Raw genomic sequence first — 13,750 nt, forward strand, 5'->3', positions numbered from 1 at the left:
TGCCGTGGCACTGAGCGATCGCATCCCCTATCAAGCACAAGTCGACCGACCGAAGCTGACGCTTCCCGGCGGCAAGAAACTTGCGGTATGGGTTATCCTCAATGTCGAAGAATGGCGGATCGAGAACGCCATGCCTCGCACGGTGCTGAGCCCGCCAATGGGTCAGCCGCTCTTGCCCGACGTGCCGAACTGGTCATGGCATGAATACGGCATGCGCGCCGGATTCTGGCGACAGTTCAAGGCGCTGACCGATCGCAAAATGCCGGTGACATTGGCGCTCAATGCCAATGTCTGCAACGCCTACCCGCGCGTCGCATCCGCTGCGCTCGACGCCGGATTCGAATTCATGGGTCACGGTTTCGTGCAGGGGCCGATGCACAAGGTCGAGAACCAGGCGGACGCCATCAAGCGCTCGGTCGAGACAATTTCGAAATTTGCAGGGAAACCGCCACGGTCATGGGAAAGCCCCGGCCTCACCGAGACCGAGGAGACCCTCGATCTGCTGCGCCTGAACGGCATCGAGTATGTCGCGGACTGGGTGATCGACGATCTGCCGCAGGACATTGCGACGCCTCACGGCACCATCACCACGATCCCCTATTCGGTCGAAACCAACGATATCGTCATCCACGCGCTGCAGCATCTGCCTTCCGAGCAATTCCTGAAACGCTGCACCGATCAGTTCGACCGGCTATATCTCGAAGGCACATCGAACGCGCGGATCATGGCGATCTCAATTCACCCCTACATTACGGGCATACCGCATCGCATCAAATATCTGGAGGCGCTGCTCGACTACGTCCTCGGCCACGACGGCGTGGCACTGATGACAGCCAGCGAGATTGGCGACTGGTATCGCGCAGAGATGGCAAGGACTTAGATTGCGGGTCTGTGACAGGGCCGCAGAAGGTCCAACGAGATTCGGCGGTCCGCTCACGAGGACTTGTTGCCATCCCCGGCAATAAACCGGCCGAAGCCGCCGCGCGCAAACAGCAGCGGTTCCTGCCGATTATAGGCGTAGGCTTCGACGGCGCCGAGGAAGATGATGTGGTCGCCGCCGTAATATCGATTTGCCGCGCGGCACTGGAAATTGGCGACGCTGTCGGTCAACACCGGCGCGTTGCCAAGACCCGGCGTCCAGTTCACGCCAGCGAACTTGTCGTCCGATGATTTTGCAAACCGAGACGCCAGTGCTTCTTGGGAAGCTCCGAGAACATTGACCGCGAAATGGCTGGCATTCTGGAAGATCGTGAGTCCTTGAGAAAACATCCCCAGACTCCACAATACCAGCGGCGGATTGAGCGACACTGAGGCAAAGGAGTTGCAGGTCACGCCATACGGCCTTCCATCCGCCGCCATCGCCGTGACGATGGTGACGCCCGTGGCGAAAGTGCCAAGTGCATTGCGAAAGTCCCGGGGATCGATCGCCGAATTGTCGCTGGCAAATTCGTTGGCCGGATCGGCCGGATGTTTGGGTGCGTCGGACATCCGCCAGGCCTCAGAGCGTCAGATTTTCGGACGGCAGGCCAAGCGCCACGCGTCCATAATTGGTTCCTGCCGCATCGAAATTGAATGCGAGGTGCGAATTCACCGCGTGGGCGTCGCGGAATTGCCGCTGCAGTGCGCCTGACGTGAACAGGCTGCGCGCACCGCTTGCCGCGAACAACAACGAGACCGCTTCGGTGCAGAGGTTCACCGCGAACGCACCATCCCGCCGCAATCTCGTCTTGGCCGCAAGGTCGGGAACGTGGCCCCGCCTTGCGTCAGCCATCGCGTCGGCGCAGTTCGTGCGCATGACGAGGCGGGCCGCGTCGATCTTGGCGGAGGCTTCTGCGATCTTGATTTGGGTCGTCTGCAGGTCGCTTAGTTTGGCGCGATTGTAGGTCGAGGCGCGATGCCGCGCGAATTCGACGTAGTCATTCAGACAAGCCTGCGCATTACCCAAGCCAACGCCCGACAACACGTAAGGGAAGAGAGTGAATACCGGCAGCGCATACAGCGCGTTTGGGTTGACTATGCTTCCCGGCGTCGGTCCGCCGGTCAGCTCGCTCACCGCAACAGTCATTTTCTCCGCGACAAAGGCATCCTCAACCCATACGTCATTTGACCCGGTGCCGCACAGCCCCGTCGCATTCCAGGTGTCGTTGATCTTGTAGTCGCTCCTGTTAAGCAGGAATATTCGATACTCGATGCCGTCAGCCTCATCTTCGGAAGATACCACGCCGGCAAGCATGTTCCAGTCGCAAGACTCGACGCCCGAGGAGAACGGCCAGTGACCACGAAGGAAATATCCCCCATCCGCCTTTCTCGCGCGGCCGGCTGGAAATATGAAGGACGACGCGATCAACGCATCGGCATTCCTGTCCCAGACGGCGTCCTGCGCCTGCCGGTCAAACATGCCCAGCATCCAGTGATGACTGGCAAGATTGGCGAAGTTCCACGCCACGGACGCGTCCGCCTGCCCCAGCGCCTCGGCGCAATCGACCAGAGCGACATAGTCAAGCTCGGCACCTCCAACGCGTTTGGGTTGCACGATTCGGAACAAACCTGCGTCATGCAAATCGCGCTCGGTCTCCGGAGGCAGGCGCCGAAGCTCCTCCGTCTTTGACGCACGATCGCGCAATTCTGGAATCAGGGCCTTGGCACGCGCGACCATGGCGACATAGCTGTCCGCGTCCGGCCCCGCGGGCGAACCTGCATCCGGCTTTCCGCCGTCTCCAGCCATATTTTCCTCGCCTGCTCCGTGCTTTGCGCCGCTCGAGCTTTGTCAGTCTACCGGCTGACCGGCAATGATCAAGGCGTCGATCGTGACCCGAAGCTGACTTCGCTCTCATCTTCGATGTCGTGAACTGGATGTCGGGCTAGTATCTACAGATGAACCTGCGACAGCCGCGCATATTATACAGCCGCGCATATTATTGAGACGTTTTGGTCTCCCCTTGCTATTGGGCGCAGCCGGGGGCCGGAAAGCACCGTCGTCGGCCGGCTCGATCACCCCGTGGCGCATGTCTCTTGGGACGACGCCGTCGCTTATTGCCACTGGTCGGGAACGCGGCTATCGACCGAAGGCGAATGGGAAATGGCGGCGCGCGGTGGGCTCGAGCAGGCGTGGATCGGAGGTCGGGACCTGAACGCCCTTGTAACCGAGTCCAGCCGCCCAGCCGCAGATGGCATCGAAGCTGTCAAACGGCTGCGCATCGCCAATGAAATGCGCCAGAAAAATTGCGGGCTCCTTCATGGTGGCCGGTGGGATGGTCGCTGACATTACATTTTCTCCGGTTCAGGCCGCTGCGCTACGCCAGTAGGACGCCGCCTCCTTGTCCGACAAGGATGCCGGCCGTTCAATACGCGAGACGATCTTGATCGTCCCCCATCGGTGCCGGCCTGCTGACCCAGCCCAAATTTCAACCTGGGCGGACTCGACTTTGTTCTCGTTATGTTCTAGTCAAGAAAATGGCCGACCGACCCGCGAGCTGGCGCATGCCGACCCCGAAACAGATGGAAAAGCTGGCCGCGGAAGCGGTCCGGAAATTAACGAATCCCGCTCCGGCTCCGGACGCGGCGCTCCCCGCCGAATACTGGGAATCGGTGCTCAAGGATCCTCGCGCCGGCACGAATGGGCTTCGACTATCGCAACGAAGGCTTTCGGATATCCACCGCCGCCTTCTGCGCGTCTCCTGCCGCCGCTGCGAGCGTACCGTGGAAATCCAGACCGCAGATGCGGTCCGCCTCTATGGCCGTAACGCGATCTGGAAAGACGTCGGGCAGTGGCTCCTGGACGATACCTGCCGGCAAAGGACCGGTAGCCATAAGGACGATGGGTGCTGGCCGGGGTTCGATATGACCTAGCCTGCACACCGATTTGGTCTGCGTTTGGATTTGTCCGGATGGCGCCGAAACACCACCCCACGCCCCTTTCGAGCGGCGATCGAAAGGGGCTGATGAAGGAGCTCGGCAAGGCACGCGCGATGACCGGCATTTTGGCTACGCAGTCAGCGGAGATGCGTGCCAAGGGCGCTGCGCTGATCCAGCAGGCCGATAAGCTTCTCTGCGAAAGCTGGAACGAGCGGATGTGGAGCGATGACGAGCCGGGCGACCCGTCGCCCACCATTGACCAGGCCGTCAACGGCGGCTTCCCAAGGTTGGAGATCCAGTGCGCCAGATGCATGACTCCGAATGACGTCGATCTCGCGGCGCTTAAGCATCCGCCGACGACATTCGTGCACGATCTTGCGAGCCGGCTGCGGTGCCGGAAGTGCGCCGAGACCGGGCGGCGTCCGCCGGCGACGTTGCTCCAGCTTGCTTGGCAGTCGCGCCACCCCCGAGCGGAGGTCTAGAAGGTTGCGGTCACAGCAGGAATCATCGACCGTCGCTTATTCCGACCATGAACGGACGCCCAAGGTGCAGACGGCAACCGCCTACCTCGAAACTCTCAATCCGGAGCAGCGGCGTGCCGTCGAGTACGGCGCTGCGGGAGGATTGGCGGCGCCGCCGCTGCTGGTCATCGCAGGAGCAGGGTCCGGAAAGACCAACACCCTCGCCCATCGGGTCGCCCATCTGATCGTCCAGGGTGCCGACCCCCGCCGGATCCTGTTGATGACGTTTTCACGTCGCGCCGCGTCCGAGATGACCAAGCGGGTCGAACGCATCGCGCGCAACTTGATGGGCAACAACGCCGGGGTCATGACGGACGCGCTGACTTGGGCCGGCACCTACCACGGCATCGGCGCCCGGCTGCTGCGCGAATACGCCGAACAGATCGGCCTGGACCCCGCCTTCACGATCCACGACCGCGAAGACTCCGCGGACCTCATGAACTTGGTCAGGCATGAGAAGGGCTTCTCGAAGACCGAAAGCCGCTTCCCGACCAAAGGGACGTGTCTCTCGATCTACTCGCGCTGCGTCAATGCCGAGATGCCGATCGAGCAGGTAATCGGCACGTCGTATCCATGGTGCTCCGGGTGGGCGACGGAGCTCAAGGAACTGTTCGCGGCCTATGTCGAGGCCAAGCAGAAGCAGAACGTACTCGACTACGACGACCTCCTGCTCTATTGGGCGCAGATGGTCGGCGACGCCGGCCTGGCCGACGACATCGGCGGCCGCTTCGATCACGTTCTCGTCGACGAGTATCAGGACACGAACCGCCTGCAGTCCTCGATCCTGCTGGCGCTCAAGCCCGGAGGCCGTGGTCTGACGGTCGTCGGCGATGACGCTCAATCGATCTACTCGTTCCGCGCCGCGACCGTACGTAACATCCTCGACTTTCCCGACCAATTCTCGCCGCCCGCGAACATTATCACGCTCGATCGCAATTATCGCTCGACGCAAACGATCCTCGCCGCGGCCAACGGCGTAATCGGTCTCGCCAAGGAACGCTTCACCAAGAACCTCTGGACCGAACGCACCTCCGCCGCGAAGCCCCAACTCGTCTCGGTCCGCGACGAGGCCGACCAGGCCCGCTTCATCGTCGAACGCATCCTGGAGAACCGCGAGTCCGGCACGCTCCTCAAAGAGCAGGCCGTCCTGTTCCGGACGTCCAGCCACAGCGGTCCGCTTGAAATCGAACTGACGCGTCGGAACATCCCGTTCGTGAAGTTTGGCGGACTGAAGTTTCTCGATGCCGCGCATATCAAGGACCTGCTGGCATTGCTGCGGTTCGTCGAAAACCCGCGCGATCGTGTCGCGGGGTTCCGTCTGCTGCATCTGCTGCCTGGCATCGGCTCCGCAACCGCGCAGCGCGTGCTCGATCACATGGCGGAGGCTGCCGACCCCATCACAGCGCTCGCGGGCTTACCGACGCCACCGCGCGCTGGCGACGACTGGAAGGGCTTCGTCGAGACCTTGGGCAATCTCCGATATTCGGAATGGCCCGTCGACCTGGAGCGTGCCCGCCTCTGGTACGAACCACATCTCGAGCGCATCCACGAAGATGCTGACACGCGGCGGGCTGACTTGATCCAGCTCGAGCAGATCGCCTCCGGATATCCTTCGCGCGAGCGTTTCCTGACCGAGCTCACCCTGGATCCGCCCGACGCGACCAGCGACCAGGCCGGCGTGCCGCTGCTCGACGAGGACTACCTCATCCTGTCCACGATCCACTCCGCCAAGGGCCAGGAGTGGAAGTCGGTCTATCTGCTCAACGTCGTCGACGGCTGCATGCCCTCCGACCTTGGAGCCGGCACCTCGGCCGAGATCGAGGAGGAACGCCGCCTGCTCTATGTGGCTATGACCCGCGCAAAGGATGACCTCCATCTGGTCGTGCCGCAGCGCTTCTTCGTCCACGGCCAGCACGCACAGGGAGATCGTCACCTCTATGCCTCCAGGACGCGCTTCATTCCCGAAAAACTGCTGGGTCTGTTCGAGCGGACGGCTTGGCCAGTCGTGCCGGCCGGCGCCACGGCACGCACCGCCGGCCAGGGACCAAGGCTCGATATTGGATCCCGCATGCGCGGCATGTGGCGATAGACGGGGGATGCTAAGGAACCACCGTGTGCAATCTCTATTCGATCACCACCAACCAGGCCGCCATCATCGCGCTGTTTCGCGTCGTGAGGGGACTGGTCTCCACTTCGGCCGGCGTTGTCAGGATTACTGGCATTGCGTTCGGATGGATGGCGCCGACCTCCGAGTTCGGCTCAGTCGTGAGGAACGCGAATAGGTCGTTGATAGTCTCACCTTTCGCACGGACGTCCAGTTTGTCCAGATGCCGGCGAAGCAGGGTAGGCTCTCGTCAAGGGCGAATCAGATATCGCCTCCCTCGGCTTTGTTGAATTCGCTGAATGACGTGAACGGCACCACGCAGCGGCTATTGGTTCCGAGCCATCTCGTCCAATGCTTGCTCTTTACAGTGCGGATACTGTCGTTCCGCCGTCAGGCTCCATTCGGAGCAGTTCCTTGAAGTCGACCGGCTTGCCCTTGGCTTGAAGCTTCGCTGAGCTCGAGAAGCCCCCATGGTTCGCAACGGCTCCGTTTAGAGCAAACCTGTCCCCTCATGATCCTTGAATGACTCAGCATCAACAGGAGGCCGTCATCGCCAGGCCACCAGGAACGATGGCCTGCGCCACTGGCAGGGAGTAACAATGCCGCAGCGGCGGGAGCACCCTTGGACCTCAACGGCCGAGATTGTCGACGGTTCGGCTTACCATCTCCGCCCATCAGGAATAAGATGAGCCGACGTCCACGGGCGTTCGTGCCCTTAGGCGGGCCCGGCTAGATATCGTGGCAACTCTCCGTCACGCCCGTTGGCCACACACTGAGGTCTGCGCAGCGATCCACACGACGAATTCCATGACTGAACCCGAGCATTTGGAAGGCGTTCCTGGCCGCTACTGGCACCGGCTCGAAGACGGGCGTGTCCAGTGCGATGTCTGCCCGCGCTATTGCAGGCTTAACGAAGGCCAGCGCGGCCTGTGCTTTGTGCGTGGCCGGCAAGATGATCGGATCGTGCTCACGACCTACGGCCGCTCCTCGGGGTTCTGTGTCGATCCAATAGAGAAGAAGCCACTGAACCACTATCTGCCCGGAACTCCCGTGTTGTCGTTCGGCACCGCCGGGTGCAACCTGACCTGCAAATTCTGCCAGAACTGGGACATCTCCAAAGCGCGCGAACTCGACCGGCTCCAGGACGCAGCCTCGCCGGAAGATATTGTCGAGGCCGCGATTGCCACGGGCTCGCGCTCCATCGCCTACACCTACAATGACCCCGTCATCTTCCTGGAATATGCCGTGGATGTTGCAAAGGTGGCGCGCCGGCGCGGGATCAAGAACGTGGCGGTCACAGCGGGCTACGTTGACGCGGCGGCGCGGGAGGAGTTTTACACCTTCATGGACGCCGCCAATGTCGACCTCAAGGCGTTCACCGAGGCGTTCTATAAGCGGATGTGCACGGGGCGTCTTGGCGCCGTGCTCGAGACGCTCGAGTATCTGAAGAACAAGACGAAGGTCTGGTTCGAAATCACAACGCTGCTGATCCCGGGTCACAATGACAGCTCAGAGGAGGTAAAAAAGCTTAGCGAGTGGGTGATGACAAGACTAGGACCTGACGTGCCCTTGCATTTCACCGCCTTCCACCCTGACTACAAGATGCTGGATCTGCCCCGTACGCCGGCCTTCACGCTGACGACGGCTCGCGATATCGCGCGCAAGGTCGGGCTGCATTTCGTCTACACCGGCAATGTCCATGACGAGAGGGGCCAAAGCACGTACTGCCCGGGCTGCAGTGAGCGGATCATCGGCCGAGATTGGTATGACATCACCACTTGGCGGCTCACAGGGGACGGCCGCTGCGGTATTTGCTCCACGGCAATCCCCGGCTTGTTCGAGGCGCACCCGGGCAACTGGGGGCAGCGGCGCGTCCCGATCCGGATCGGCAGACTGGAACGGTCGTGAATGAGAATGATTGCCGACGCCGAGGCGCCTCCCTGCTGCGGGAGCGTGATTAGGAGGTCACGATGAAGATTGACAGCACCATATTTGGCGCGATTACGATTGACGGAAAGACGTATCAGCACGACGTGGTCGTTCGTCTTTCCGGCGAAGTTGTGAAGCGGAAAAAGAAGCTATCAGAGAAGCTGTATGGTACCTCGCACGTGCTTTCAAAAGACGAGGCAAAGTTTCTCTTCGAGAAGGGGTGCGATCAGGTCGTCATTGGCTCGGGTCAGATGGGCAACGTGCACCTATCACCGGAAGCTGAAGCCTATTTTGAAAGAAAGGGCTGCGAGGTCGTGTTGAAGCCGACACCCGATGCAATCCGGATGTTCAACCGGTCGCGCGCAAAGAGAAGCGGACTCTTTCACGTGACCTGTTGAAAGAAATGCCTGGTGACGCTGTGTATGCACGTTGGATCAGCCGGATTGGCGCGCCGCTCATTGCTTTTGTTTTGACCGTTGCGCCGTCGGTTTCGACGGTGCACGCCGTTGAGGATGCTCGCAAGGTGAGCGTGGTGTCCTTCGGCCTTTTCGGCGATCAAGGCGTGTTTAGAAGCGAGGCGACCGGCGCAGCCCGGATCGTAGCGGGCCGTTTCGGGGGCGCCCCGATCAACGTGCAATACAATTCGAAGAAAGGCGGAGGTGCAACGATCGAAGGCCTGGCCATGTCCTTGCAAGCGGCGGCCAACGGGATGGACGCCAACAACGACATTCTGTTTTTGATTCTCACCTCGCACGGCTCCCGCGCCGGCCTTGCAGTCAAAGCGGGGCGGCTTACGCAAACGCTCACGCCGTCTAATCTCGCCTACATGCTGGCGCGCACCGGCATGCGATACAAGGTGGTGGTTATCTCGGCCTGCTATTCCGGGATCTTTATCCCTCGTCTCGCAAACCCCGATACGCTGGTAATCACCGCGGCCGATGCCGACCATCCATCGTTCGGCTGCCGGGACAAAGCCAAATGGACCTATTTCGGCAACGCCTTTTTCAATATAGCACTTCGGCAAGCCAAGAGCCTGAAGGACGCCTTTGTTGTTGCGCGCTCGCTCGTCAAAAAGCGAGAAGCGCGCGAGCGCTTCGAGCCGTCGAATCCCCTAATGGCAGGCGGCGAAAACGTGCAGCCGTTGCTCATTTCGCGTCCTTGAGCGACCGGCCGCCTTCGCGGCCGACGACTGTCTGCCAAAAACCGCGTCCGTATTGATCTAATAACCGAAGCGCGCCGCATGTCTGCCAATGGCACTCGACCGAATTCGCTATCGCGCCCGATGTCCGCTTTGCGCGCTAATAGCCGCCATTCCCGGCAAGTCCGTTTCTGACCCGGACCTTGTGTCGCGTCGACGAAGCCCAGTTGCATGATTGTTCCAGATCGGTCGTCAGGGTAATATGGGCGGAGATTGGGGGACCCATGACCGACTTGGGTATGCCCGAGACGCGCTACGCACAAAGCGGCGACATCAATATCGCCTATCAGACGATAAGGCATGGTTCGCTCGACATCGTCATCGTGCCGGGTTCGATTTCCCAAGTCGAATTCCACCACGAACTGCTCGGATTTACGGCGTTCTTGCACCGGCTATCCGGGTTCGCGCGCGTTGTAACCTTCGACAAGAGAGGACAAGGCCTGTCGGATCGCGTGTCCGGTGTGCCGTCGTTGGAAGAACGAATGGACGATGTTCGCGCCGTCATGGATGCGGTCGGCTCGAAGCGGGCTGTCTTGCTTGGGTTCTCCGAGGGCAGCCCCATGAGCGTATTGTTCGCCGCGACCTATCTCGAACGGGTATCGCATCTAATTCTTTTCGGCGGTTACGCTAACTCCTTGAGGACCGACGAAGCGTTCGAAGCCTTCTTCACGGCCACCGTTGCAGCATGGGGCACCGGCCTGTCGATGAAGCGCGTGACCGGTACCCACGACGGAAACGAGCGCGAAATGGCGCTATTGGGCAAGTAGCTTGCGAGGGGCTGATCGGCGACATTGAGGAATTCGTCACCGGACATCGCGATGGCGCTGTTTCGGAAACGGATCGGGTCCTGGCGACCGTTCTCTTCACCGACATCGTCGGCTCCACGCGTATGGCGGTGGAAGTCGGAGACCACCGCTGGCACGAACTGCTCGATCGTCACGATCGTCTGGCGAAACAGACGGTCGAGAAGCATCGCGGAAATTTCGTGAAAAGCACAGGCGACGGCATTCTCGCAACTTTCGACGGACCGGGGCGCGCGGTGCGCTGCGCGCTCGCCTTCGGCGCAGCCGCGCAGCAAATGGGTCTCCCTCTACGCGCTGGCCTTCACACCGGCGAAATCGAGGTACGGGGCCAGGATGTCGGCGGGATCGCGGTGCACGCCGCCGCGCGCGTCATGGCGCAATGCGGCGCGAACGAGGTTCTTGTGTCGCGCGTTGTAACCGATCTTGTCGCCGGCGCCGGACTCCAATTTACGGAACGCGGCGCGTTCGATCTCAAAGGCATTCCCGGCCAATGGGATTTATTCGCTGCCGCTCAATAAGTCCGTGCACGGCACTTCTCGGAAGTGCGGACGGCTGCTTACCGCGCAACAGCAGACGCGGGATGCGTCGATGTTCGCCGCTAGGGTTGCTTTACCGGCACACCAATTCAACGCACGAGCAAGCAGACCCGGTACCTGCAAATGGCATCCCCAATTGCGTCGGCATGAGCCTCTCGTCCTTAGGGGTTCGGGGCATTCTCGTCTTCAACCTTGTTAACGGAATATCCGGCTTTGCGAAGAGCAACCAGCACAGCCTTGGCGAGATGAATGCTTTCTTCGTCACTTTTCGTGACTTGGTCCCACGTCGTGCCGTGCCCAGAACTGGGATGATCAATGAGAGCGGTTTTGATGGCGCTTGTTATGACGATAAGGGCGTCTTCTGACATCTAGATTTCCCGCTGCTTTCCGCTAAGCATATCACGCTTTTGGCAGGTGCGATGGCTCAACGGCACCATGTGCAAGCACCGTAGTCGTCAGCGCCAAAACTGACCGTTACAGGTTTTGTTACATCCCCCTCCGACGGTCGCGGCTTTGCGGCGCAATCAAAAGAGATGGCGACTACGGCAGCAGCGCTGTCTTGAAGTCGCCTCGCGCCCAGCTATGTTAGCGTAGTTGATGAGACGCGTAGGACTTGTCGACATCACGGTAAGCAACGCGGCGCGCTTTGGCGCATCGCAACGTTCCGCCACGCGACGCTGCGCGTCGCACCACATCGCTACGCAACGCGCGAGCCGCTGGGGACATCCCGGCGGCTCTCGCGCGTTTAGCGCGGACGGTCCGCTTCAAGCGCCTATGGCCCCGAGACGGTCATGTGAAAGCAAAATACATGCGAGCGGATGAGTTCGCCGCTTCGCGACGTGCCGTGATCGAACGCCGATATCGACTTCCCCGGGAAGGGCGTTTTTACACGGCCAAGACCCGTTGCGGACATTCGATAGCAAGGATCGAACATTGGCAATGGTGGAATGGCGTCGTTCGTCGAGTACGAGCAGAAAGCGCCTAGAAGCGGACATTTGATTCAGTCAGGTCGCGGGTGCTATATCGACCGTCAACAGTTTGTCGGGGTGATATCAGCGGCGGTTGCAGGTCTCCCTATCTTAAGCTTTGGGTCAAATCCGAATGGGATCATACGACGACGACCTTAAATGTTTCGAGGCGCATGGCGCTGCGCCCCTGCCCACCGCGATCAATCAAGGCTTTGTGGAACACGACGGTGCTCGAATCCGGTACGCGACGTACGGGTCGGGAGCTCCCGTGATCTTGCTGCATGGCGGCCTTGGGCATAGCGGCAACTGGGGCTATCAGGTTCCGGCGCTGGTCGCGTCGGGTTATCGCGCCGTGCTGATCGATAGCCGCGGCCATGGCCGCAGCACGCGCGATTCGCGGCCTTTCACGTATGAGTTGATGGCGTCCGACGTTCTGGCCGTGATGAATGCGCTGCAAGTGGACAAGGCAGCCGTCGTCGGATGGAGCGATGGCGCCTGCACCGCCTTGATCCTCGCCATGAAGGCCCCCGAACACGTTGCAGGCGTGTTTTTCTTCGGCTGCAACATGGACCCCAGCGGCACAAAAGAAATCGAGCCCAGCCCGGTTCTCGACCGGTGTTTCGGACGGCACGCCAAGGACTATGCCCAGCTATCAGCCACGCCGGACCAGTTCGACGCATTGGTTGAAGCTGTCGGCCAGATGATGAAGACCGAACCGAATTATTCTGCAGGCGAGCTCGCCCACATCCGTGTGCCTGTTGCGATCGTGCAGAGCGAGCACGACGAGTTCATCAAGCCCGAACATGCCGAATATCTTGCACGGAGTATCGCGACAGCGGAATTGAAGATCCTGCCTGGTGTGAGCCATTTCGCGCCGCTGCAAAGGCCGAGGCAATTCAACAGCGTCATGCTTGCTTTCCTCCGCAAGGTTCTTTCTTGAAGGAAACAATACGCCTCGGTGCCTCGCCAGTCCGCTTTTTGGTCACCGCCGCCGTAGGACTGCTCCGCAGGAAGGACACAGAAGGGTCGGATCGCGACCTTCGTGGCTTCCGGCTGAATGTCGCCTACTGGCCCTAAGCCGAACACCGCACAAGCCTTTGTCATGTCGGCTGGCAGGGGCAGACCGGACGCAGGTCCATGCTCGCCTCTACCGCCGCTTGTGATCCAAGCCAGTCATCATGAACGACGCGAGACGTTCAGCCATCGACCTCAGCGTAGGTTCGGACTCACATCCTGCAGCTGTCACACATGGAGTGGCCGGACCTCTTGCGGCCAGCCACAAGCGATTGCGAGCTTGCCGGCCCAAAACTTCGCCGACTCTTGCTCGGAGACATCAACGACCGTGAAGCCACCGAGATACTCCGGGGCGTTGGAATACCGACCTTCAATAAACTGCAGTTCGCCGCTGATGTTATTAGCACTAAAAGCCTTGCTCAGATCTTCATCTACTCCCGCGGCGAAGATGAGCACGCCCGCTTCCTTCATCTCGGCCACGACTGCCCTAGCCAACGGTCCGCGAGACTGAAACCACTCTTCGGAGTGATCACCGACCCATTGCTGGTTGAAGTAGATAATGTAGTGCGTCATGTGACCTTCCTATTATCTGCGGCCAAGGAGAACATACTAACCCATATCATTGGTGTTTGGCGTATTCCGCTTATGGCACTTTTGCGAAGTGGTAGCCGACACCGAATACGTCCGCTTATCGGAGTAAACCGGAAGTGAACGGCCGACCGCCAGCATGGCGCCTTTGACCCTACTCGGACATCGTCGATAACTCCCAGATCGACATAATTGCATTCTCTTGTAAAATTCCCGTTGGCAAGGAAAACACTC

General features: G+C 60.4%; 15 protein-coding genes and 2 pseudogenes. 11 read left to right on the forward strand and 6 right to left on the reverse strand.

The genetic code is table 11. The features are described from left to right. Positions 1–4: 4 nt before the first annotated feature. Positions 5–880, forward strand: coding sequence for a polysaccharide deacetylase family protein (locus V1279_RS23025; protein ID WP_334440526.1), 876 nt, complete (start codon positions 5–7; stop codon positions 878–880). 53 nt (positions 881–933) lie between these two features. On the opposite strand, the gene V1279_RS23030 is transcribed toward V1279_RS23025, so the two are convergent. Further along, complete coding sequence (locus V1279_RS23030) at positions 934–1,488, reverse strand: flavin reductase family protein (protein WP_334440529.1); 555 nt, start codon at positions 1,486–1,488, stop codon at positions 934–936. Between the two features lie 10 nt (positions 1,489–1,498). Beyond that, positions 1,499–2,725: an acyl-CoA dehydrogenase family protein gene (locus tag V1279_RS23035; RefSeq protein ID WP_334440532.1), complete on the reverse strand. Its 1,227-nt coding sequence runs from the start codon at positions 2,723–2,725 to the stop codon at positions 1,499–1,501. Between the two features lie 273 nt (positions 2,726–2,998). On the opposite strand from V1279_RS23035, the pseudogene V1279_RS23040 reads away from it, so the two are divergent. Further along, positions 2,999–3,049 (forward strand): annotated as a pseudogene (locus V1279_RS23040) (hypothetical protein); the annotation flags it as partial. 6 nt (positions 3,050–3,055) lie between these two features. On the opposite strand, the gene V1279_RS23045 reads toward V1279_RS23040, so the two are convergent. After that, positions 3,056–3,265, reverse strand: a complete 210-nt coding sequence (locus tag V1279_RS23045) for a hypothetical protein (protein WP_334446778.1) — start codon at positions 3,263–3,265, stop codon at positions 3,056–3,058. A 215-nt stretch (positions 3,266–3,480) separates the two neighbouring features. Between V1279_RS23045 and V1279_RS23050 the strand changes: the two genes are divergently transcribed. The 3 genes from V1279_RS23050 (at position 3,481) to V1279_RS23060 (ending at position 6,465) form a co-directional block, all read left to right on the forward strand. Beyond that, positions 3,481–3,849, forward strand: coding sequence for a hypothetical protein (locus V1279_RS23050; protein ID WP_442894800.1), 369 nt, complete (start codon positions 3,481–3,483; stop codon positions 3,847–3,849). A gap of 38 nt (positions 3,850–3,887) precedes the next feature. Continuing rightward, on the forward strand, positions 3,888–4,337 hold the full coding sequence (locus tag V1279_RS23055; protein ID WP_334440538.1) for a hypothetical protein: 450 nt from the start codon (positions 3,888–3,890) through the stop codon (positions 4,335–4,337). Between the two features lie 64 nt (positions 4,338–4,401). Next, positions 4,402–6,465, forward strand: coding sequence for an ATP-dependent helicase (locus V1279_RS23060; RefSeq protein WP_334440540.1), 2,064 nt, complete (start codon positions 4,402–4,404; stop codon positions 6,463–6,465). Positions 6,466–6,499: 34 nt separating this feature from the next. Here the strand turns inward: V1279_RS23060 and V1279_RS23065 are convergent. After that, a pseudogene (locus V1279_RS23065) lies at positions 6,500–6,929 on the reverse strand (SOS response-associated peptidase family protein); the annotation flags it as partial. A gap of 358 nt (positions 6,930–7,287) precedes the next feature. Between V1279_RS23065 and amrS the strand changes: the two are divergent. The 5 genes from amrS (at position 7,288) to V1279_RS23090 (ending at position 10,928) form a co-directional block, all read left to right on the forward strand. After that, on the forward strand, positions 7,288–8,388 hold the full coding sequence (amrS, locus tag V1279_RS23070) for an AmmeMemoRadiSam system radical SAM enzyme (RefSeq protein WP_334440542.1): 1,101 nt from the start codon (positions 7,288–7,290) through the stop codon (positions 8,386–8,388). Between the two features lie 62 nt (positions 8,389–8,450). Next, positions 8,451–8,807: an Mth938-like domain-containing protein gene (locus V1279_RS23075; protein WP_334440544.1), complete on the forward strand. Its 357-nt coding sequence runs from the start codon at positions 8,451–8,453 to the stop codon at positions 8,805–8,807. Positions 8,808–8,812: 5 nt separating this feature from the next. Next, positions 8,813–9,571, forward strand: a complete 759-nt coding sequence (locus V1279_RS23080; protein ID WP_334446543.1) for a C13 family peptidase — start codon at positions 8,813–8,815, stop codon at positions 9,569–9,571. 260 nt (positions 9,572–9,831) lie between these two features. Beyond that, on the forward strand, positions 9,832–10,374 hold the full coding sequence (locus V1279_RS23085) for an alpha/beta fold hydrolase (RefSeq protein ID WP_334440546.1): 543 nt from the start codon (positions 9,832–9,834) through the stop codon (positions 10,372–10,374). Between the two features lie 122 nt (positions 10,375–10,496). Continuing rightward, positions 10,497–10,928 (forward strand): adenylate/guanylate cyclase domain-containing protein, encoded by a 432-nt coding sequence (locus V1279_RS23090; RefSeq protein ID WP_334440549.1) that lies wholly within the window; start codon positions 10,497–10,499, stop codon positions 10,926–10,928. 179 nt (positions 10,929–11,107) lie between these two features. Here V1279_RS23090 and V1279_RS23095 read toward each other — a convergent pair whose 3' ends face one another. Beyond that, the gene (locus V1279_RS23095; RefSeq protein ID WP_334440551.1) at positions 11,108–11,314 is read right to left on the reverse strand and encodes a hypothetical protein; all 207 of its coding nucleotides are present in this window, start codon (positions 11,312–11,314) and stop codon (positions 11,108–11,110) included. Positions 11,315–12,047: 733 nt separating this feature from the next. On the opposite strand from V1279_RS23095, the gene V1279_RS23100 reads away from it, so the two are divergent. Then, a complete protein-coding gene (locus V1279_RS23100; protein WP_334440555.1) occupies positions 12,048–12,854 on the forward strand; it encodes an alpha/beta fold hydrolase in 807 nt (268 codons plus the stop codon). Between the two features lie 302 nt (positions 12,855–13,156). On the opposite strand, the gene V1279_RS23105 is transcribed toward V1279_RS23100, so the two are convergent. Continuing rightward, positions 13,157–13,501 carry a YciI family protein gene (locus V1279_RS23105; protein WP_334440557.1) on the reverse strand — a complete coding sequence of 115 codons (345 nt, stop codon included), beginning with the start codon at positions 13,499–13,501 and terminating at the stop codon, positions 13,157–13,159. Positions 13,502–13,750 lie beyond the last annotated feature (249 nt).

This window comes from Bradyrhizobium sp. AZCC 1610 (assembly GCF_036924515.1).
Taxonomy (GTDB): Bacteria; Pseudomonadota; Alphaproteobacteria; order Rhizobiales; family Xanthobacteraceae; genus Bradyrhizobium.

What these genes read in the sequence shown, in the direction of transcription:
- V1279_RS23100 (WP_334440555.1), top strand. Translation starts at nt 12,048, where the DNA reads ATGGGATCATACGACGACGACCTTAAATGTTTCGAGGCGCATGGCGCT.
- V1279_RS23085 (WP_334440546.1), top strand. Translation starts at nt 9,832, where the DNA reads ATGACCGACTTGGGTATGCCCGAGACGCGCTACGCACAAAGCGGCGAC.
- V1279_RS23045 (WP_334446778.1), bottom strand. Translation starts at nt 3,265, where the DNA reads ATGTCAGCGACCATCCCACCGGCCACCATGAAGGAGCCCGCAATTTTT.
- V1279_RS23105 (WP_334440557.1), bottom strand. Translation starts at nt 13,501, where the DNA reads ATGACGCACTACATTATCTACTTCAACCAGCAATGGGTCGGTGATCAC.
- V1279_RS23090 (WP_334440549.1), top strand. Translation starts at nt 10,497, where the DNA reads ATGGCGGTGGAAGTCGGAGACCACCGCTGGCACGAACTGCTCGATCGT.
- V1279_RS23030 (WP_334440529.1), bottom strand. Translation starts at nt 1,488, where the DNA reads ATGTCCGACGCACCCAAACATCCGGCCGATCCGGCCAACGAATTTGCC.
- V1279_RS23050 (WP_442894800.1), top strand. Translation starts at nt 3,481, where the DNA reads ATGCCGACCCCGAAACAGATGGAAAAGCTGGCCGCGGAAGCGGTCCGG.
- V1279_RS23095 (WP_334440551.1), bottom strand. Translation starts at nt 11,314, where the DNA reads ATGTCAGAAGACGCCCTTATCGTCATAACAAGCGCCATCAAAACCGCT.
- V1279_RS23075 (WP_334440544.1), top strand. Translation starts at nt 8,451, where the DNA reads ATGAAGATTGACAGCACCATATTTGGCGCGATTACGATTGACGGAAAG.
- V1279_RS23080 (WP_334446543.1), top strand. Translation starts at nt 8,813, where the DNA reads ATGCCTGGTGACGCTGTGTATGCACGTTGGATCAGCCGGATTGGCGCG.
- amrS (WP_334440542.1), top strand. Translation starts at nt 7,288, where the DNA reads ATGACTGAACCCGAGCATTTGGAAGGCGTTCCTGGCCGCTACTGGCAC.
- V1279_RS23035 (WP_334440532.1), bottom strand. Translation starts at nt 2,725, where the DNA reads ATGGCTGGAGACGGCGGAAAGCCGGATGCAGGTTCGCCCGCGGGGCCG.
- V1279_RS23055 (WP_334440538.1), top strand. Translation starts at nt 3,888, where the DNA reads ATGGCGCCGAAACACCACCCCACGCCCCTTTCGAGCGGCGATCGAAAG.